The organism is Alteromonas sp. RKMC-009, from assembly GCF_003584565.2.
Classification (GTDB): domain Bacteria; phylum Pseudomonadota; class Gammaproteobacteria; order Enterobacterales; family Alteromonadaceae; genus Alteromonas.
Genome location: NZ_CP031010.1, coordinates 917019 through 935862, shown reverse-complemented (window position 1 = coordinate 935862; position 18844 = coordinate 917019). Strand labels below are relative to the sequence as shown.

General features: G+C 51.6%; 18 protein-coding genes and 1 riboswitch. Of the genes, 13 read left to right on the top strand and 5 right to left on the bottom strand.

All coding sequences use genetic code 11. From position 1 onward, the window contains the following. Positions 1-36: 36 nt before the first annotated feature. From DS731_RS04075 to phoB, 3 genes are all read right to left on the bottom strand, one after another. Positions 37-999, bottom strand: coding sequence for a PstS family phosphate ABC transporter substrate-binding protein (locus DS731_RS04075; protein ID WP_119500125.1), 963 nt, complete (start codon positions 997-999; stop codon positions 37-39). Beyond that, positions 996-2294, bottom strand: a complete 1299-nt coding sequence (phoR, locus tag DS731_RS04070; protein ID WP_119500124.1) for a phosphate regulon sensor histidine kinase PhoR — start codon at positions 2292-2294, stop codon at positions 996-998. The genes DS731_RS04075 and phoR overlap by 4 nt, the downstream gene beginning before the upstream one ends. Before the next feature lie 83 nt (positions 2295-2377). Then, positions 2378-3067, bottom strand: coding sequence for a phosphate regulon transcriptional regulator PhoB (gene phoB, locus DS731_RS04065; RefSeq protein ID WP_119500123.1), 690 nt, complete (start codon positions 3065-3067; stop codon positions 2378-2380). Between the two features lie 198 nt (positions 3068-3265). Here phoB and DS731_RS04060 point away from each other — a divergent pair, with 198 nt between their 5' ends. Both DS731_RS04060 and rdgC read left to right on the top strand, forming a co-directional pair. Beyond that, on the top strand, positions 3266-4996 hold the full coding sequence (locus tag DS731_RS04060; RefSeq protein ID WP_119500122.1) for a sensor histidine kinase: 1731 nt from the start codon (positions 3266-3268) through the stop codon (positions 4994-4996). 98 nt (positions 4997-5094) lie between these two features. Further along, positions 5095-6000 (top strand): recombination-associated protein RdgC, encoded by a 906-nt coding sequence (rdgC, locus tag DS731_RS04055; RefSeq protein WP_119503293.1) that lies wholly within the window; start codon positions 5095-5097, stop codon positions 5998-6000. 17 nt (positions 6001-6017) lie between these two features. Here the strand turns inward: rdgC and DS731_RS04050 are convergent, their stop codons facing one another. After that, positions 6018-7202: a benzoate/H(+) symporter BenE family transporter gene (locus tag DS731_RS04050; RefSeq protein WP_232373475.1), complete on the bottom strand. Its 1185-nt coding sequence runs from the start codon at positions 7200-7202 to the stop codon at positions 6018-6020. A 254-nt stretch (positions 7203-7456) separates the two neighbouring features. Then, positions 7457-8293 (bottom strand): HDOD domain-containing protein, encoded by an 837-nt coding sequence (locus DS731_RS04045; RefSeq protein ID WP_119500121.1) that lies wholly within the window; start codon positions 8291-8293, stop codon positions 7457-7459. Positions 8294-8596: 303 nt separating this feature from the next. After that, positions 8597-8738: riboswitch (cobalamin riboswitch) on the top strand. Between the two features lie 164 nt (positions 8739-8902). Here DS731_RS04045 and DS731_RS04040 point away from each other — a divergent pair. From DS731_RS04040 to cobD, 11 genes are all read left to right on the top strand, one after another. Beyond that, positions 8903-9736: an ABC transporter ATP-binding protein gene (locus tag DS731_RS04040; RefSeq protein ID WP_119503291.1), complete on the top strand. Its 834-nt coding sequence runs from the start codon at positions 8903-8905 to the stop codon at positions 9734-9736. Beyond that, positions 9726-10736, top strand: a complete 1011-nt coding sequence (locus tag DS731_RS04035; RefSeq protein ID WP_119500120.1) for a FecCD family ABC transporter permease — start codon at positions 9726-9728, stop codon at positions 10734-10736. The genes DS731_RS04040 and DS731_RS04035 overlap by 11 nt, the downstream gene beginning before the upstream one ends. A 16-nt stretch (positions 10737-10752) precedes the next feature. Further along, complete coding sequence (gene cobT / locus DS731_RS04030) at positions 10753-11826, top strand: nicotinate-nucleotide--dimethylbenzimidazole phosphoribosyltransferase (protein WP_119500119.1); 1074 nt, start codon at positions 10753-10755, stop codon at positions 11824-11826. Beyond that, positions 11827-12624, top strand: a complete 798-nt coding sequence (locus tag DS731_RS04025) for an adenosylcobinamide-GDP ribazoletransferase (RefSeq protein ID WP_119500118.1) — start codon at positions 11827-11829, stop codon at positions 12622-12624. It begins immediately after the preceding gene. Then, complete coding sequence (gene cobU, locus DS731_RS04020; RefSeq protein ID WP_119500117.1) at positions 12621-13154, top strand: bifunctional adenosylcobinamide kinase/adenosylcobinamide-phosphate guanylyltransferase; 534 nt, start codon at positions 12621-12623, stop codon at positions 13152-13154. Before DS731_RS04025 ends, cobU begins: the two co-directional genes overlap by 4 nt. Continuing rightward, positions 13151-13777, top strand: coding sequence for an alpha-ribazole phosphatase family protein (cobC, locus tag DS731_RS04015; RefSeq protein WP_119500116.1), 627 nt, complete (start codon positions 13151-13153; stop codon positions 13775-13777). The genes cobU and cobC overlap by 4 nt, the downstream gene beginning before the upstream one ends. Further along, on the top strand, positions 13778-15259 hold the full coding sequence (locus DS731_RS04010) for a cobyric acid synthase (RefSeq protein ID WP_119500115.1): 1482 nt from the start codon (positions 13778-13780) through the stop codon (positions 15257-15259). An 89-nt stretch (positions 15260-15348) separates the two neighbouring features. Next, entirely contained in the window at positions 15349-15942 is a 594-nt protein-coding gene (gene cobO / locus DS731_RS04005) for a cob(I)yrinic acid a,c-diamide adenosyltransferase (protein WP_119500114.1), read from the top strand. Then, a complete protein-coding gene (locus DS731_RS04000) occupies positions 15942-16799 on the top strand; it encodes a cobalamin-binding protein (RefSeq protein ID WP_119500113.1) in 858 nt (285 codons plus the stop codon). The genes cobO and DS731_RS04000 overlap by 1 nt, the downstream gene beginning before the upstream one ends. Then, the gene (locus tag DS731_RS03995) at positions 16792-17754 is read left to right on the top strand and encodes a cobalamin biosynthesis protein CobD/CbiB (protein WP_119500112.1); all 963 of its coding nucleotides are present in this window, start codon (positions 16792-16794) and stop codon (positions 17752-17754) included. Before DS731_RS04000 ends, DS731_RS03995 begins: the two co-directional genes overlap by 8 nt. Continuing rightward, on the top strand, positions 17751-18800 hold the full coding sequence (cobD, locus tag DS731_RS03990) for a threonine-phosphate decarboxylase CobD (protein ID WP_161599090.1): 1050 nt from the start codon (positions 17751-17753) through the stop codon (positions 18798-18800). The genes DS731_RS03995 and cobD overlap by 4 nt, the downstream gene beginning before the upstream one ends. Positions 18801-18844: the final 44 nt, after the last annotated feature.

Here is an 18844-nt window from a genome sequence, read left to right as displayed (position 1 = left end):
AAGTATGAAGGAAAAATGACAGCCATCATGGCGTTTTTAACGCTGAACGTTGTCCAGAAGACGGCGCTGGCGAAGTAATACATCTTCCCTGACAGGAAAATAGCCGTCACGCTGAACCTGCAGCTGCCCTTGTGTTGACAGTACATACTTCAGAAACTCCCGCTCCAGTGTGGGCAGAGGTTTTCCCGGTGCTTTATTCACTACCAGGTAGAGAAAGCGGGCATAAGGATAGGTTTCGTTACGTACAGTCTCTGTGGTCAAGGGCACCAGTGAATCCACGCTTTCGCCAATTGACAGCGCCTTTACACCGGCGGTTTTGTACCCGTAGGCCGCGTACCCCATTCCATGCTGACTGGTTGCAACCGACAGTACCACGGAAGCAGAACCGGGCTGTTCATTCACTGTCGTCCTGAAATCTCCGTCACATAACGCCATGAGTTTAAACAAGCCGTAAGTACCGGAAACAGAATTTCGCCCGAACAGGCGAATGGGTGAAGGGCTGTTTGCTGAATTCCCGGTGAGTTCTGACCAGTCTGTCACCGGTGAGCCGGCGCCACAATAACGGGTAGCAGAAAAGATAGCGTCAACCTGCTCCAGTGTCAGGCCTTCAACCGGATTACGACGCTCGACGAAAATGGCAATGGCATCCATGGCCACTTTCAGCACCGTAGGCGGATAACCATGCTCACGGACAAAATCGCGGATTTCCGAAGGTTTCATTTCACGGCTCATGGGGCCGATCGTCGCCGTGCCCTCTGTCAGCGCCGGCGGCGCAGTAGAAGAACCGGAAGCCTGGATCTGAAACTTCACCTGCGGATACATTTCCATGAACTCCTGCGACCAAAGGGTCATCAGGTTGGCCAGCGTATCAGACCCTACGGAGGTAATTTTCCCTGCCACGCCCGGGCTGCGGCTATATTCCGGCACAGGCTCAGCGGCATGGGCCCGGAAGATAACAGAACAGCAAAGGAACAGAACTAAGGCCGTAAACCGGCTCATGACTTCTCCGTAATTAACTCTTCGTCCAGCAGGAAAGAAAACTGACTCCCCTCGCCTACTGTACTGGTGATATCCAGCTGCGAATTATGATGGCTGAGCACGTGTTTCACAATAGATAAGCCCAGACCGGAACCACCTGTTTTTCTGGAACGTGCCTTATCCACACGATAAAAACGCTCAGTCAGCCGCGCAAGATGATTCTGCTCAATACCGTCACCGTTATCCACCACCGCAAATAACGCGCCGTGATCATCCCGTTTCCAGTAAACATCAATTTCGCCCCCGGCCGGCGTGTAATGCACAGCATTAAACACCAGGTTAGAACAGGCACTGCGAAGTTCTGTTTCCACCCCGAAAACCCAGAGTTCAGGGTCGATATGGAAGCGTATGGTATGACCTTTTTCTGCGTTAAGTGTCTGCGCTTCTTTTTCCAGTTGCCGGAACATGGAAGGCATATTGACTTTATTTTCGTAGATACGCTCAGAGCTGGCTTCGATGCGTGACAATACCAGCAGATCCTCAATCAGGTTTTGCATTCTGTGAGTCTGGGCGTTCATTTCTTTGAGCGCTTTGGTCACCATGGGATTGTCTTCATTATCCGGTAACAATTCCAGATAACCGGAGATCACGGTGAGCGGCGTGCGTAATTCGTGTGAAACGTTTGCCACGAAATCCTTACGCATTTCTTCTAACTGGCTAACACGGGTCACGTCACGGGCAATCAGCAACAGGTGCTCTTCCCCATAGGGCATGATCCGGTATTCGAATGTTTTACTGGGGTTTGCCGGTGCGGGTACTTCGATAGGATGGCTGAAATCGCCGGCATGAAAATATTCTATAAATTCAGGATGCCGGATAAGGTTATCAATACGTGCGCCGGCGTCGCCGGGCCATTTAAGCCCCATTTCCAGTCTTGCCAGCCGGTTGCACCAGATAATACAGGCCTTGGAATCCACCACCACTGCGGCATCAGGTAAGGCTTCCGACCCTTCACGGAAACGCTTTACCAGCTCCCCGAGTTCTTTCCTTTTATTGCGGTTTCGCCGCTGGAGATAATAAATACCTTCGTAGATATGCTCCCACACCCCGCTGACCGTGGGCGGAGACATTTTCCGGCTATGCCATAACCAGCGGTTGAGCTTAAAAAGCTGCCAGTAGTTGATTATCAGCAGCCCCAGCGCGCCCAGCGTAATGGCGAATAACATGTCATCCAGGTACAACCCCACCAGCGCGAAGACGAGCAAATAGGCCAGCAGGCGAATTGCGCTTCTCAGCCAGGAAAAAGGATAGTACATGTAATTGAAGGCCTTATTTTAATGTGAAGGCTATTGTGACAATGTCGGGCGGCGCACGCAACGTATGCCGGTGCGCCGTCAGATTACAATTTGGTAGAGAACCGGTAACCTGCACCACGTACTGTCTGAATCATCGCGTCATGTCCGTGCTTAGAAATGGCTTTCCGTAAACGACGGATGTGCACATCAACGGTACGGTCTTCAACGTAGACGTTCGTGCCCCACACGTTATCCAGCAACAATTCACGACTGTACACCCGCTCCGGATGAGTCATGAAAAAGTGGAGTAACTTAAACTCTGTAGGCCCCATATCCAACGGATCATGATTCGCCATAACACGGTGAGAAATCGGCTCCAGTTTCAGACCATTAAACTCAATAGGCTCTTCACTGGACGTCGGTGTCACACGTCGCATTACCGCTTTAATACGGGCGATAAGTTCCTTGGGAGAGAATGGCTTGGTGACGTAATCGTCGGCACCGGCATCTAACCCGCGGATTTTATCTTCTTCTTCACCCCGTGCCGTTAACATTATAACGGGAATATCACGGGTAAACTCATGTTGCTTCAATCCTTTAGCAAGCTGGACACCGGAACCGCCCGGTAACATCCAGTCAAGCAATATCAAATCCGGATATGGTTCACAGATTTTCTGTTGTGCCACATCAAAATCTTCAGCCTCAACGGTATCAAAACCTGATTGCTCAAGAACGAATTTCAGCATTTCGCGAATTGGCGCTTCGTCTTCCACTATCAAGACAGTACGGGACATTGATATTTTCCTGCTCATAACAAAACGCCGCTATTATTAAGGTGATCTGTGACAGTTTTATTAAAACGATTACATTTATGTGTCAAGGAGATTACGGTTTTTTATGCTTTTGTCGAATATCATCTCGCTTGTTAATTCAAGCTTTTACGCCTATTCTGTGTAGCAGGAATCAGGATTTCACGGTGAGGTTACGGTTGGATGGCCACAGTTAAGACAGGATTGTCGCGCAAGCTGCTCACGCGGGTACTGTCGGTGTATTTCATCCTGACACTCATCGTTACAGTGGGACAAATTTTCACTGAGTATCTGAGTACAAAAAATCACATCGAAAGTGAACTCCGTACCCTCAAAAATACCTTTGCAGAAAGCCTGACACGGGCCAACTGGGAACTGAACAAGGTTCAGGCCCGCATCATTGCAGAAGGCCTGACTAAACTCCCTACTATTGAAGGCGTTCAGGTAAGGGATGAAAACGGCGATCTGGTGGCCGATGAAGGTCAGACTATTCCGAGCAACGGCAGCCCTGTGCAAACAGGTATCATGCAGGACCACCCCGGCGGTATTTTCAGTTACAGCTTCCCGCTCATTTTTGAGTTTTCCGGCCGGGAGTCTTTCGTCGGTGATGTAACCCTCTACTCCAGCTTCGACATCATTTTAAGCCGCATCGAAGTCGGTATTTTCTTCCTTATCGGTAATGCCATTGTAAAAACCGCTTTTCTGATATTTCTGTTCATGACGGCCTTTAAACATATGCTCTCTGAGCCACTGGCAGAACTGACCGGGCAAATGACGACTTTCGATCCTGAACATCCGGAAGATTCTAAAATTCAGGTGACAGACGGCGAAGACAACGAATTACGCATGCTGCAACAGTCTTTTAATCAGGTTATCGACGACTTCGTCGACTCCCAGGAAAAGCTGAAAGGTACCCGGGAAGCTCTGCGCCAGGCGAATAAAAAACTGGATGATCAGAACCTCATCCTGGAGCAGGAAGTTGCAAAAAAAACCGCATCCTTATCGCAAATTATGCTCGATCTTGAACAACAAAAAGATGAGCTCATCGCTAATCAGCGGGAACTGCGCCAGGAAAACGAAAACCGTCAGTACATTGAAGATGAATTGCGGAAGCGGAATACTGAACTGGCAAGAAATATGGAAATGCTCAATCTGATCAAAGATCAACTGGTGGAATCTGAGCGCATGGCATCACTTGGCGGTCTGGTAGCCGGTATCGCCCATGACGTTAATACCCCCATCGGCGTGAGTGTTACCGCTGCCAGTTACCTGAATGAGCGCCTGGTATCATTACGGGCCGCCTTCGATGACAAAACGTTATCGAACAAGTCCATGAATGCTTTCATAGATGAAGCCGAACAGGCGTCCACCCTGCTACTGAGCAACCTGAACCGGGCATCTGATCTGATTGCCAGTTTTAAACAGGTCGCAGTAGATCAGACCAGTGAAGCAGAGCGTCTTTTCAATCTGAACAGCTACCTGCATGAAATTTTGCAGTCGTTGAAGCCTACCTTTAAGAACACCAGACATCAGGTCAATATTCAGTGTCCTGCAGATCTTGAGATCCTCTGCGCGCCCGGCGTCATTGCCCAGATTGTCACCAATATGATGATCAACTCATTGATGCACGGCTTTGAGCATATAGAAGAAGGACATATCTCGCTGGCCGTGTCCCGTGATGGCGGTCATATCGTGATGGAATATCAGGATGATGGTAAAGGAATGAGTAAAGAGGCTTTAACTCATTTGTTCGACGCCTTCTACACAACCCGGCGAAACCAGGGTGGCAGTGGTCTGGGCACACATATCGTGTTTAACCTGGTTACCCAAACGCTGGACGGTTCGATTGAAGCTTTCAGCGAACCGGAAAAAGGCCTCCGCTACGTTATCCGCTTTCCTGATAAACACGCCTGATCTTTACTAAAAACCACAGCCCAGCGTTGCAGCAAAACGCTGGCATTGGTACGCTTGCCGCCCTTAATAAAAACAATCTGGATCAGGACGTATTTTCTATGTGGTTTAAAAACCTCAAAGCCTATCAGCTTACTCAACCACTTTCTCTGGACGATGATGATCTCAGCCGTATGCTGATGGATAACGCTTTCCGTCCCTGTGGTAAACAGGACACCGCCACTATGGGCTTTGCTTCGCCTTTCTCTCAGGCCGGAAAAGAAGGCGTGATGTTCCACAAAGTGCAGGAACGCTACTGGATCACGGTAAAGAAACAGGAAAAAATTCTGCCCTCTTCAGTGGTCAATGCTGAACTGGCTGACAAGGTCGCACACATCGAAGCAGAAACCGGTTCACCGGTGGGCAAAAAACAACAGCAGGATCTGAAGCAGGAAATCATTTTCCAACTGCTGCCACAGGCGTTCGTGCGTAACACGTACACCCACGGCTTCATTTCTATTCCTGAAAAAATGGTCGTAATAGACGCGTCTGCAGACGGTAAAGCTGAAGCCTGGCTGGCTCTGGTCCGTAAAGCCATTTCGTCACTGCCTGTGGTACCACTGGCCCGCCGCAGCCTGCAATCAGAGCTGACCCACTGGCTGACAGATGGCGCGCCTGAAGGTATTGAACTGCTTGAAGAAGCAGAGCTGAAGTCGACAGACGATCTGGAGAGTGTGATCCGTTGTAAAAACCAGCCTCTGGACAGCGAAGAAATCACAATGCACCTGGACAACGGCAAGCTGGTTCAGAAAGTCGGCTTTGCCTGGCAGGAAGTACTCACAGCAACCATCGCGGAAGACGGCTCATTTAAACGGGTGAAATTTACTGACCGTTTAAAAGAAGAATCTGAAGATATTCCTAAAGATCAGGTTGAAGCCCGTATGGATGCAGAGTTTGCACTGATGTCAGCCGAACTGTGTCAGTTCCTCGATTTCATGCGCACCACGTTGAAGCTCAACGACGAATAACGTTAAGCTTACCCAGCTCAGGCCCGCTTTGATTTAATGCGGGCCTGCAGTTTATCCAGCCCCAGCACGCATAAACCAGCCAGTAATCCCCATACCGGTGCCCCAAGCTGAGCCACAGTGATGCCGGATGCACAACAAAGAAAAGTCAACAAAGCCGCTTTACGGTGAGCCTGATCATCCAGCGCCTTGATCAATGATGCCTGTAGTGTGCTGAATAAAGCCAGTCCGGCAAGCAGATGCACAACCACCAGCGGCATCTGGCTGAACAAATACACCACCAGCGAAGCCAGTACACCAAAGAGTAAATAACCTGCTCCGGCCATGATTCCGGCCTTATAGCGTTGCTGCCGGTCTGTTCCCGCGTTCTCCCCCATACAAATCGCCGCAGTAATGGCTGCCAGATTCAGTGCAAAACCCCCAAAAGGTGCAGTGATCAGATTGACCACATACACCCCTGACAGAACCTGTCTCACATCCGGATGGTAGTCATAACTTTTTAAGATAGCGATGCCGGGCAAATTCTGCGATAACAGCGTGATAAGAAATAACGGCACAGCCAGACTGACTGTCGCTGAAAGGGTAAATGCCGGGGCGACCCATACAGGTACCGGCCAGGCCCACTCAAACGCCATTGCAGGCTCACCGGCCACCCACATACCAGCAACCAGTGCCACGGCGAGCAATATCAGCATGCTATAGCGGGGAAACCACACCGTACCCAGCAAATACACACTGATAAATATAACCACCAGAAGCGGATGCTCCGGCGCGTCAGAAAATATGCCCAGACATACGGGCAGTAAAATACCCGCCAGCATGGCCGAAGATACCGCAGGCGGGATGCGCTCTATTTGCTTAGTAATAAAACGGCTACGGGCGGCGATAAGTGCCAGCAATGCCGCGATGACAAAAGCCCCGATGACTTCTGCCAGCGAAAATCCGCCTGCAGCACCAATGAGAAAAGCAGCGCCCGGCGTGGACCATGCCGTAACCACCGGCACTTTATAAAACCAGGAAAAGCCGATACAGGTGATGCCCATACCCAGCCCGAGCATCAGCAACCAACTGACAATCATGCCCGCATCTGCTCCGGAAGCCTGAGCAGCCTTTATTACCAGCACCACTGCACTGCTGTATCCCACGATAACGGCGGTGAGTCCGGCAGTTATATGGCTCAGCCCTGGAAGTGATGATGTGGACACAATATTCTCCGTCAAATTAAAAATGTGCGCTATAACGCACAACACAGACTACAAAGTTTACCACTGTGCGCTATAGCGCACAAACGAATTCATCGTTCACCTGAAAACGACTCTGTCCGGGATAAAAAGAATATCCGTGAGCGAATGAACAGGAATATGAACAGAAAAAGTGAGAAAGTACGTGGATGCTATCAGGGGATGAGCGGAAGATTCAGACCGGCAACAGCGCTGCCGGTCAGATATTACAGTTAAGCTCAGGCGAAGACTTGCTTGGCGTTAACACACATTTCTTTATATTCGTCAGTGGTCAGTTCTTTAATGTCTTCAATTACGCCACGCTGAATTGCCAGATTCAGAACGGCATCCTTCTGACCTTCCATTTTACCCGCCAGCGCTGCACCAACACGGACAAAATCCAAGTAAGAGAGCTTCTCCGGTATGACTGACAGATCCCGCCATTGCTCGGCTACCACGGTGAAATCATCACTGAAATCCCAGGCTCGCATGATGCTGCCGCCAATCCGGCCGGACAACTTATCAATGGCAACATTCAGGAAGGTCGGATTCGCAAACACCTCTTCGTGGCGTTCCGCTTCTGTGAGAATAGGCAGTACGCCAATGTTGTGCACCAGAGCAGCGAGGGTCATGGTGTCCAGGCTCAGCTCACGGTTCTTCGTGCGGTTGATGTAAAGCTGCAGCGTAGCCATAGAATAGGCCACTACATTAACCGTTGAAGCCCATTCTTTTTTCAGGTGTTTGGCAACGACATCATTCTTGGACACGAACAACTGTTCCATTGCCAGCGCAGTGGAAATGTTTTTAATCTGGCGCAGGCCGATACGGGTTACCGCCTGACCGATGGATGTGACTTTAACAGTACGGCCCAGGTATGCACTGTTGGCAATTTTGATCATCCGCATACTTAAAGAAGGATCTTTGCCGATAACGTCTCCCATGGCATTCAGATTCACGTTCGGATCATCTGCTGCCTTACGGACTTTCAGCGCAATGGCCGGTAAAGTGGGCAGTACCAGTGTATCGTTATTAATCTTTTCAACAAGAATCGTGAGAAGCGCGTTTTGTGTTGACATATACCTACCTTTTTAGTGTCTGTAAGCCACTTGCCTGAAAGCATAGAGTAGCCGAGAGGTATGTGGAAATCCGGCAATCCTTCGCAGTGGAACGACCAGGCCATCATTAAAGCGTGTTAATGAAAATATATCAGCAGAATAAGTAATCTGCATCCTGCAAATGCGATTTTATTGAAACAGGTCATATACAGGCGTTTCTTCTGTCATACGTTTTCTCTCCTAAAGTATTGTGGCATGAACAGGCAGGTAAATCGTTGATATATGTATCAGCGAACTCGTCAGCCAGCAGAAAACTTGCTAGACTCCGGCACACATTCCGGAGGTGCTGTACTCATCAGATAATGAGCAGCCTGATTGGGAATCCGGTGAAAATCCGGAACTGTACCCGCAACTGTAATGCTGCCTGTCAGCAAAGTCAGATACCAAACTCCGGCCTTGCGCCTTTTGACAGACATCATGGTGCAAATATAACCATTTAAATACTTAACTCGTGCGGGAAAACACGAAGACAGTGACACTGTCTCTGCCACATCTTCTGGCAGGAGACCTTGCCTGTACCGGTTCTGACCGGTGTTTTCTCCTGCGCCCGGATTGACGCGGCAGAACACCATGACCACAACCACGGCTTTACAAACTGAAGCCATCCGGTTACAAGCCGGTGACAAAGTCATTCTTGATGATATGACCTTATCCTTTTGCGGTGGTCAGTTTCACGGTGTTCTGGGCCCCAACGGGGCGGGCAAAACCAGTTTACTGAAAATCCTCACCGTCCAGCGGCAAAGTGAAGGCAAGGTAATATGGCAGGGCCAGCACCTTAATACCCTTTCTCCTCAGGCACTCGCCAGACAAATCGCCGTGGTCAATCAGGTAAACGATACGGTATTTGCCCTCACCAGCCGTCAGGTGGTTACTATGGGCTTGCTTCCCCATAAAAACCTGCTATCACGTTACACCAAAGCCGACATGCAGGTGATAGACTGCGCACTGAACGATGTAGGCCTGAGCGATAAACGGGACCAGTTTTTCAGTGAGTTGTCCGGGGGTGAACAACAACGATGTCTTATCGCCAGAGCTCTGGTACAGGGCGCATCACTATTAGTGCTGGATGAACCGGTTAATCACCTTGACGTGTATTACCAGCACCAGGTTCTGCATTTGCTGCACAGTCTTTGTCAGCAACACGGGAAAACCGTGATTGTCAGTTTGCATGATTTAAATCTGGCTGCCGCCTACTGCGATCACGTTGTTTTGCTCAACAACGGTAAAGCCATTGCCACCGGCACACCGGAACAGGTCCTGGAAGCAGAAAGGCTGAGTGACACATTCAGGATCCCCTGTACCGTCCATAAAGGTCATTCACCCGGCTCTGCCCGCGTAGAGTTCATGCCACAAAATACTGAGCATCAATGGCAACAGCATTCAGGACAATCCCATGAAGTTTAAATGGATCCTGCTGGTATTACTGGCACTTTCAGCCCCTGTTCTGTCACTGTTTTTTGGTGCAGCATCATTATCCGCAGATACGATTTTTCAGTGCGTATTCTCACAATGTGCCGATCCGGTTGATCAGGCGATTTTTATGGAAATTCGTGCTCCCCGCGTACTCACCGGCTTTCTTGTGGGTGCAGGTTTGTCTGTAGCCGGCGCAACACTGCAGAATGTCACACGGAACGGCCTGGCCGACCCTTATCTTTTCGGCGTTGTTGCAGGCGCAGGACTCGGTGCAGCCGTTGCCGCCCTGCTGTTTAACAGCCCTGCCGGCAGCGAAGCCGGTTTTCCGGCACAAATGTACAGCTTCGCCCTGCCCGCATCTGCGTTAGCAGGAGCGGTATTGGCAGTGCTGCTGGTGCAGGTGTTGTCACACACTACTTTCGGCAGACGCATAGAACACATGTTACTGGCTGGTGTTGCCGTGTCTTTCATGCTCAGTGCACTCAGCCAGTTTTTACTGTTTGTCGGGGACCCTTTCGCTGCTAACCAGGTGGTATTCTGGCTCATGGGATCGCTGGCGCGGGTGGAAGGCTGGTATGCCTGGGCCATGCTGTTGATTGTGGCAGTAAGTACCGGCGTGTTGTACCTCTACGGACCGCAGATTGATGCGTTACTGCTGGGCGATGAAAGTGCCCGTACGCTGGGCGTAAACGTCACCAGGATGCGCGTTTTATGTTTACTCCTTTGCGCCGCTCTGACAGCGGCCATTGTTTCCTACTGCGGTGGCATTGGTTTTGTGGGACTGATGATCCCGCATATTGTCAGGCACTGGCTGGGCGTCACCAGCCGCATCCTGTTTATTGGTTGCGCGCTGCTCGGCGGATTTTTCATGGTGTGGGTAGATGTATTCGCCCGCACTGCCTTTACCGGAAGGGAAATTCCCATCGGTATTATCACGTCGGCCATCGGCAGTGTTTTCTTTCTGCTGGTCATGCGACAGCGTCAGACCTGAGGACAAGTCATAATTTATGTCGATATTTGAAAGTACATTCTGGTCAGTCCCGCCATTAAACCGCGAACCGGAACCGCTGATCCGCGGGCATATAGATGGCAAAACCAAGCCACCGGGAGCACTGGGCCAACTGGAGTCACTGGCGTTGCAACTGGCGCTGATGCAATGGCAGGGAACGATCCAACCTGTCTACATTACTCAACCGGCCATGCTGGTGTTCGCTGCCGACCACGGTATTGCTGCCCATAATATCAGTATTGCCCCGCAGACTGTGACTCAGCAGATGGTGCTGAATTTCCTCAATGGCGGCGCAGCCATCAATGCCTTTTGTGCCACCAACGGGCTGGCTCTGAAAGTCATAGATTGCGGGATGATTAAAGCCCTCCCGGTATCCCATGAAGATTACATCGTTAAACGGGTTGCTTCCGGTAGTCATGACATCTCCCGTCAACCCGCCATGTCTGACATGGAGGCCGAACTGGCCATCCTGCATGGTGCTGACGTGGCTAAATGCATTACCGGTAAAGGCTGCAATGTGGTGGGCTTTGGCGAAATGGGCATTGGCAACACCAGTGTGGCAGCCGCTCTGATCAGCGCACTCACCGGCGAACCGGTTAGAAATCTGACCGGCAAAGGCACCGGCATTAACGACTCTCAGTTAACAGTGAAACAAAACTTGCTGGAACAGGCAATGGCCAGAACTGAAACTGCCTGCGGGAATTTACCCGTCAGTCCTGAACAGGCACTGGTTCACACCGGCGGCTTTGAAATCGGGCAGATAGCAGGCGCAATGCTGGCAACCGCACAGGCGGGCAAGCTCATTCTGGTCGACGGATTTATTGTCTCTGCTGCGGCGCTGCTGGCGACAAAAATTGCCCCCGAAGTGCGGGATTATATGGTGTTTTGTCACTGCTCAGCGGAACGGGGGCACAAGTTTGTGCTGGAGCAACTGAATGCCACGCCCTTGCTGGATTTAGGCCTGAGGCTGGGCGAAGGCACCGGCGCGGCGTTGTCGTTACCGCTGTTAAAAGCTGCTGCGTCCTTCTATAACGACATGGCCTCTTTTGAAAGTGCGAAAGTGGTGCTGTAAATGAGTCATCGCATTTCCGGGTTTAACCGGCATACTGCCAGTTTTCTGCTGGCGTTAAGTTTTTTCACCCGTATCCCTGTGGGCAAATATGTAGCCTACAGCGACGAAGCCATGCACGATGCCGGTAAATACTTTGCGCTTACCGGCTGGCTAGTCGCCCTTATTCTCTATGCTTTTTACAGTGTGCTGTCGTTAGTCTTCGCCCCTGAAATCAGTGTTTTTCTGATGATTGCACTCAGCCTTATGCTCACCGGCGCCTTCCATGAGGATGGTCTTGCCGATACGGCCGATGCATTCGGCGGCGGCCGGGACAGAGCACACAAACTGACAATCATGAAAGACAGCCTGCTGGGTACTTACGGTGTTTGCGCACTCACCGGCGCACTGGTGGGCAAATGGTTACTGCTGTCGGTACTGGCTGCACAGGATGCGCTGCTCCCGGCATTACTGACCGCCGTTCCGCTTTCAAGGGCATTCGCGTTAAGCCATGTGCAGCATCTTCCCTATGCCACCGGCGATCTCAGCGGTAAAGCCAGCAAGAGCATGCCGTTTGCAGTGCCTTACAATACAGCTTCAATGGCATTTCTGTTTATTACCGGCGGTCTGATGTTGCTGTTTATTCCGTTAGCGCACAGTCTGCTGCTGCTTGCAGCCTGCCTGTTGATGCGCAGCGTGCTGAAAAATCGTATGCAAAAACACATTCAGGGGTTTACCGGTGATACCCTCGGCGCAGCCCAACAATGCCAGGAGTTGCTGATTTATCTGTTCTTCGCAGCCGTAGCCGGAGGTACCCTGTGATCCATTTTATTACCGGCGGCGCCCGTTCCGGCAAATCCCGCTACGCACAGACTCTTACAGAACAAGCCGCTGCACAAAGTGTGCAACAAGTTCACTACATCGCTACAGCGACGCCCCTGGATGAGGAGATGCAGTTACGTATTGCACGCCACCGCCAGGACCGTCCAGCACACTGGCAAACTGTTGAAGCGCCGCTGTTACTGGCAGAGGCACTGGCTGCACTGCCTGCAGACGATATCGTGCTTACCGACTGCCTGACACTGTGGCTCAATAATCAGTTGTATCATTATCCGGATCAGGATTTTACGGCACTGTTCAGCGCACTTACAGATGTACTCAGTACCCGTACCGGCCCTACCTTCGTGGTGGCGAATGAAGTGGGTCTTGGCGTCATTCCTGCTGATGCTGTCAGCCGCAGATTTGTCGATCTTGCCGGCTGGCTGAATCAGGCGGTGGCTTTAGCGGCTGACAACGTGACTTTTGTGGCTGCCGGTCTGCCCCTGTCACTGAAAAAAGGAACCGGACAGTGATCACCACAATCGACTTAATCAGACACGGCGAAGTAGCAGGGAAACCGGCACTTTACGGCGAAACCGATGTGCCTCTCAGTGACAACGGTTTACAGCAGATGATGTCTCAAGTGCCTCATGTCAGCGGCGCAGAGCGGCTCATTTCCTCTCCTTTGCAGCGCTGCCGCAAAGGTGCAGTGGCATTAAGTGAAGCCCTGACAGCTCCACTGTCTTTGCTGTCCGGCATCGCAGAATGCCGGTTTGGTGATGTGGACGGCCTGCCCTTTGATGACGCAGGAGATAAGTGGCCGGCGATGGAAGCATTCTGGCAACAACCGGTTGCCTGTCCGCTGCCGGGAGGAGAACCCCTTGCAGAATTCCATCAACGTGTGATGGACGCCTGGCATACCCTGCTGCACGATGTAAAAGGGCAACATTGTCTGGTTGTCACCCATGGCGGTGTGATTCGCCAGATCATCGCCCGGTTACTGAATATCGACTGGCAACAGGCCAGCGTATATCAACACCTGACTATCGGCTACGGTAGTCTGACCCGGATAACTATTGGCGATTATGCTGATGCCCTGCCTGCCATTCAGTTCATTGGCGTACCGCCACCGGCTGTAAACGGAGCAGACAGATAAATGGGATATAAAAGTCATACCACGTTAATGGTTCAGGGCACATCTTCCGATGCCGGAAAAAGTATGCTGGTTGCCGCCCTGTGCCGGTGTCTGAAGAACAGACAATACACCGTAGCCCCTTTCAAGCCGCAAAACATGGCCTTAAACAGTGCGGTAACAGCAGAAGGTGGTGAAATTGGCCGTGCGCAGGCAGTGCAGGCACAGGCAGCGGGCATTGCACCGCACACGGATATGAACCCTATTCTGCTGAAGCCATCTTCCGACACAGGCGCACAGGTAATTGTGCATGGTAAAGCCATTGGCAACATGCAGGCTGCGCCCTACCACCAGTACAAAACCATCGCCATGGAAGCCGTCATGGCATCGCACCGCAGACTCACCGCTAAGTATGAACGGGTAATTGTTGAAGGTGCAGGCAGTCCGGCAGAGATTAATCTGCGCGACCGTGACATTGCGAATATGGGCTTTGCCGAAGCTGCGGACTGTCCGGTTATTCTGGTTGCTGATATTGACCGGGGTGGTGTGTTTGCCCAACTGGTGGGCACTCTTGCGCTGCTCTCTGGCAGTGAGCGTGAAAGAATATGCGGCATGGTGATCAACAAATTCCGCGGCGATATCAGTCTGCTGGAATCAGGACTGACATGGCTTGAGAAGAAGACCGGGAAACCGGTTTTAGGGGTACTGCCTTACCTGCACAACCTGCAACTGGCCGCTGAAGATGCCATTCAGGCCTCTCAGTATACAAACCCTGAACAGGCGGTTCTGAACGTGGTTGTGCCGGTTTTCAGCCGCATCAGCAACCATACAGATTTCGATATGTTGCGCACCCATCCGCAAATCAACCTGCAGTTTGTGCCGCAACACAGTCCCTTGCCCCCCGCTGATCTCATCATTTTACCGGGCAGCAAAAATGTTCGCGGCGACCTGGCATTATTACACCAGTGCGGCTGGCACCACGATATTAACCGGCATCTGCGCTACGGGGGAAAAGTACTGGGAATTTGCGGCGGCTATCAAATGCTGGGCACAGACATTCACGACCCGGACGGAATAGAAGATAAAGCCGGCAGCAGTCAGGGACTGGGATATCTGCCCGTCTCCACCCGTCTTGAAAAAGAAAAGCAACTGACCCGTGACGAAGGACAACTCTGTTTGCATCAGGCAGACAGTATTCCTGTCAGCGGCTATCAAATCCATGCAGGAAGAAGCACCGTTTCCCCGGGGCAGTCGCCCTTTGCCATACTAAAAAATGGCGGACAAGATGGCTGTATCAGCAACGATAATCAGGTAGCAGGTACTTACTTACACGGCATTTTTGATTCGCCGGAAGCGTTGCAGCACATTATTGACTGGGCAGGATTAAAAACAGATTTAGCCGTGCCTTACGAGGTTCAACAGGAGCGGGAAATCGCGCGGCTTGCCAGCATGTGTGACGAGTATCTGGACTGGACGAAACTTAACGCAATCCTGAATTTAACGTAATCCATTGTCAGCCGGTAACCACGTATAGTGCGTGGCGATCAGAACATCAGAGTCAGGCACGGCCCTGAAAACGTAAAAGGTACAAAAACATGAGTGAACAGGATAAACATAAAAAGCGCATGCAGGCGCAAAAAGAGAAAGTAGACGAGCGCATTGCACAGGCCACGGAAGAACGGGGCATTTTGATTGTGATCACCGGAAACGGTAAAGGCAAGTCAACGTCGGGTTTCGGCACTGTCACGCGGGCAGCAGGTCACGGTCTGAAAGCTGCCGTGGTGCAGTTTGTCAAAGGCACCTGGCCTTGCGGCGAACGGGATTTGCTGCAACAGGTAGGTGTACCCTTCCACGTGATGGGAACCGGCTTCACCTGGGAAACTCAGGACAAAGACACAGATATTAAAGCCGCCACCAAAGCCTGGGAGCAGGCGAAAGTCTGGCTCAACGATCCGTCCATTGATGTGGTCCTGCTGGATGAAATTACTTACATGCTGACCTACAAGTATCTTGACCTCGATGACGTCATTGATACCCTGAAAAACCGCCCGGTAAACCAGAGCGTGGTCGTGACCGGACGTGCCTGCCACCGCGCAGTTATCGATATCGCAGATACTGTCAGTGAAGTGCAATCCCGCAAACACGCCTTCGACGCCGGCATTAAAGCGCAAAAAGGAATCGACTGGTGATGAGATTGCGCTTTCTGCTGCCTTTTCTCTGTTTATTTATGTCTGTCGCCGTCCGTGCTGACGATTTACAGAAACAACAACTCAGGTTAATCGTGCTGGCGCCGCATCTGGTTGAGTCAATGTATGAAATCGGTGCCGGCGATCAAATCATTGCCACCACCGACCATTCCGATTACCCGCAGGCTGCCTCATCCATTCCGAGAATTGGCAACTACGCCCGCTTACAGATTGAAAAAATCCTTCAGTTACGACCGGATGTTGTGGTTGCCTGGCGAACCGGTAATCCTGCTGAAGATTTACTGCGATTGGAAAAGTACAATATTAATGTGGTGTATACCCAACCGGGCAAACTGGAAGACGTGGCAGAAGAGATCCGCTTGTTAGGTCAAATCACAGGCCGGGACTCCACCGCCAACCGCATTGCAGATGACTACCTTATGCGTCTTGAAACCTTAAAAAACAGGTATAACTCTGCCATGCCGGTGAGCGTATTTTATGAACTGTGGGCCCGGCCTCTCCGCACGGTTGCCGGCGAAGCCTGGTTGCAGCAACAAATCGCGGTATGTGGCGGAGACAATATTTTTGCAAGTATTGATGACGATTATCCTCAGGTCAGCCTCGAGCAGGTGTTGTCAGCCAGACCACAGATCATTATTCAACCTTCAACCCACGGGCGGGGACAGCCGGACAAAATGGACTGGCAAAAATGGCCCAATATTCCCGCCGTAGAGAATGCATTTATTCTCACTCCGGATGCAGACAAAGTTCACCGCATGACCACCCGCATGCTCGGGGAAGTAGAAAGTATGTGTGAAGGCATAGACAAAGCACGTCGGTTTTACGCCTCTAATGAATGAATGGGTAGTCATCCCGCTGGTGTTGTGGCTGGCCCTGCTCCTTGACAGGTTACTGGGCGAGCCAGCACGCTTTCACCCGCTGGTTGGCTTCGGTACCCTTGCCGGTAAGGTTGAGCATTTTCTTAACCGTGCTCCGGCGTCATCATTCAGTATCGTTACCGGTTCGCTGGCGCTAATGTTGCTTACCGTACCGGCCTTCTGCCTTGTGCTTTACTTACAATGGACATTGAACGGCTGGCTGTACGTTATTTTCAGCGCACTGACGCTTTATTTATGTACCGGCCTGCAAAGTTTGCGTGTTCATGCGCTGCAGATTGCCGGACCGCTGAGCAGGAACGACCTCACCACCGCCAGACACTTTACCGGTTATATGGTGTCCAGAGATACAACCAGCCTGAGCAAAGACGAGATGGCCAGCGCCACGGTTGAATCCGTGCTGGAGAACGGGAATGACGCTGTTATCTCCGGGTTGTTTTATTTCGCAGCCGGAGGACCTGCATTCGCCCTGCTCCACCGGCTGGTGAACACGCTGGATGCCATGTGGGGCTACAAAAATGCCCGTTACTTTTACTTCGGACGGGCTGCTGCGAAAGCTGACGATATGATGGCATTGCCCGGCGCCTGGCTTTCTGCTGCAGGCTACTTAATACAAAAACATCCGCGACAGTTGTTTACCAACCTGGCTAAGAGCCGGAAACAATCATCAACCTATAAAAGTGCTAATGGCGGGCTGGTTATGGCTGCCGGCGCACATGCGCTGGGCGTGACCATCGGAGGCGGAACGCCGGTTTATCACGGTGTATCTGTGCCGGCACCGCAACTGGGCAGCGGCAGCAAACCAGAGCCGGAGCATATCCGGCAAAGTCTCACTCTGGTAAGTAAAGCTGCAGTGTTATTCTGTGTCGTAATATCAGTTTTTTCCGCCATATTCGCTGCCGGAGCACTTTCATTTTGACGTCATCACCTTTAACTCCATCATCTTCTGCGTCACCGCTTGAGCATGGTGGCCGCCTGCATGCAATCGCACAGCAATATAACCGGCCGGTTGCAGACTGGCTGGACGTATCTACCGGCATTGCGCCGGAAAGTTATCCGCTACCGGATTTACCGTCTTCAGCCTGGCACCGTCTGCCCGAAGTTACCCCTTCGTTTCTTAAGGCAGCGTCAGACTATTACGGCTGTGACAGCCTTTTACCGATTGCCGGGTCACAGAGCGTTATTCAGCACTTACCTGCCATAGTCAGCCGCGCGGGGCGCAAACCATCCCGTGTATGGGTGCCGCATCCGGGCTACAAGGAACATGAAAAAGCCTGGACAGATGCTGGCATACAGGTTTACCGGTACCGGCATCTCCCTCATCTGACCACACTGACAAGCGGCGATATTGTTGTAGTGATAAACCCGAACAACCCGACAGGCAAACTTGAAGAGAGAGCCACACTCGCTACCCTTCAGGAACAACTGCATGCGCTGAACGGCCTCCTTCTTATCGACGAGGCGTTTATGGACTGCACACCGGAACATTCCATGTTGCAGTCTCTGCACGGGGAAAACTTACTGGTGTTACGCTCGGCAGGGAAATTCTTCGGCCTTGCCGGCCTCCGCGCCGGCTTTTTGTTTGCGTCCCGTCAATGGCGGGAACGTTGCTCAGCGGTACTGGGCCCCTGGCAGATTAACGGGCCGGCATTGCATGTGCTGGAGTCAGCATTTAACGATGTATCATGGCAATCAGCTCAGCGCAGTCAACTCAACGAGTCTGCATTGTGGCTGGGTAACTTACTGACAACCCACTTCGGCGTTAAATGTTCGGGCACACCGCTCTTTTGCACCATGCCACATCCCCGCGCTCCGGATCTGTTTGCAGCATTCTGTGCAGAGGGGGTTTATCCCCGGCTTACCGATGAGAATGACGCTCTGCGGTTTGGTATGGTCACTGTTTCGCAAAGACCCCGCCTGGCACAAGTTGTTGGCAGAGTGAGCGGGGTCATGGAAAGGCCGTAAATTTAGTGCCAAACCGCCTGTTCACATTGACTTTAGCTTCTCCT

Bases quoted from the DNA above. Each gene is read 5' to 3' on its own strand.
- rdgC (WP_119503293.1), top strand. From the start codon at position 5,095: ATGTGGTTTAAAAACCTCAAAGCCTATCAGCTTACTCAACCACTTTCT.
- DS731_RS04060 (WP_119500122.1), top strand. From the start codon at position 3,266: ATGGCCACAGTTAAGACAGGATTGTCGCGCAAGCTGCTCACGCGGGTA.
- cobT (WP_119500119.1), top strand. From the start codon at position 10,753: ATGTCGATATTTGAAAGTACATTCTGGTCAGTCCCGCCATTAAACCGC.
- phoR (WP_119500124.1), bottom strand. From the start codon at position 2,294: ATGTACTATCCTTTTTCCTGGCTGAGAAGCGCAATTCGCCTGCTGGCC.
- DS731_RS04025 (WP_119500118.1), top strand. From the start codon at position 11,827: ATGAGTCATCGCATTTCCGGGTTTAACCGGCATACTGCCAGTTTTCTG.
- DS731_RS04000 (WP_119500113.1), top strand. From the start codon at position 15,942: ATGAGATTGCGCTTTCTGCTGCCTTTTCTCTGTTTATTTATGTCTGTC.
- DS731_RS04035 (WP_119500120.1), top strand. From the start codon at position 9,726: ATGAAGTTTAAATGGATCCTGCTGGTATTACTGGCACTTTCAGCCCCT.
- cobO (WP_119500114.1), top strand. From the start codon at position 15,349: ATGAGTGAACAGGATAAACATAAAAAGCGCATGCAGGCGCAAAAAGAG.
- DS731_RS04040 (WP_119503291.1), top strand. From the start codon at position 8,903: ATGACCACAACCACGGCTTTACAAACTGAAGCCATCCGGTTACAAGCC.
- DS731_RS04010 (WP_119500115.1), top strand. From the start codon at position 13,778: ATGGGATATAAAAGTCATACCACGTTAATGGTTCAGGGCACATCTTCC.
- phoB (WP_119500123.1), bottom strand. From the start codon at position 3,067: ATGTCCCGTACTGTCTTGATAGTGGAAGACGAAGCGCCAATTCGCGAA.
- DS731_RS04075 (WP_119500125.1), bottom strand. From the start codon at position 999: ATGAGCCGGTTTACGGCCTTAGTTCTGTTCCTTTGCTGTTCTGTTATC.
- DS731_RS04045 (WP_119500121.1), bottom strand. From the start codon at position 8,293: ATGTCAACACAAAACGCGCTTCTCACGATTCTTGTTGAAAAGATTAAT.
- DS731_RS03995 (WP_119500112.1), top strand. From the start codon at position 16,792: ATGAATGAATGGGTAGTCATCCCGCTGGTGTTGTGGCTGGCCCTGCTC.